This window comes from Polycladomyces subterraneus, from assembly GCF_030433435.1.
Taxonomy (GTDB): Bacteria; Bacillota; Bacilli; order Thermoactinomycetales; family JIR-001; genus Polycladomyces; species Polycladomyces subterraneus.
Map to the genome: position 1 here is coordinate 626 of NZ_JANRHH010000015.1, position 747 is coordinate 1,372.

At 56.2% G+C, this 747-nt stretch carries 1 protein-coding gene; it reads right to left on the bottom strand.

The window, feature by feature from the left end; translation table 11 throughout:
• The coding region (locus NWF35_RS03425) for a YkvI family membrane protein (protein ID WP_301237691.1) at positions 1 to 747 on the bottom strand (747 nt) is incomplete at both ends.

Consider the following 747-nt stretch of genomic DNA (forward strand, 5'->3'; position numbering starts at 1 on the left):
CGCGGCAATCACCATCGCGATCGGGATTTCCCTGCGAAGAATCTCCGGTATCTCCAACGTCATGGCGAAATGACTGGCCAACAGCATGATGCCCAATCCCACTCCACCGAGCCATCCTCCCGCCGTGAGAATCCGTTCATCGGACACTTCGTTGCCCATCGGTACCAACACCGCTTGAGACATCGCCAGATTGAACGCCACATATGTCAACGCGGACAACCACCACTGTCCACCGCCATGATGCGATGCCGTCAACCACTCAGACGCTTCCGGCCGCCCCAAACCGTTCACCGCCACGAGCAGGGTAAAAAGAAACATCATTGGCACGATCAGCGAATTGACGGAAAGAATCCCATCCAACCCGCGAACAATCACTGCGAAGGCCACCACAGCGGTCAGAATGACGCCCAGGTGAAACGACCACCCCAATTGTTCCCGAAAAAGAGCGCCTGTCCCCGACATCATCGCCGTCGTGACGCCGAACAGCACCAACCCCACGAATCCGTTCATCCATTTCCCCCACCGGGGACCGAACAGAAACCGGTTCAGCTCTTCGTACGAGGCAGCTTTCAATCTTGCCCCCATCACCATCATTCGGGTGCCCAGCCATGAAAACATCAAGGTGACCGCCACGATGCCCCATATGCCTTGTGAGCCGAAACGTGTAAAAAATTGCATGATTTCCTGTCCGGATGCAAACCCGGCGCCCACAACCGTACCGATATAAGTAAATCCGATCCGGCACGC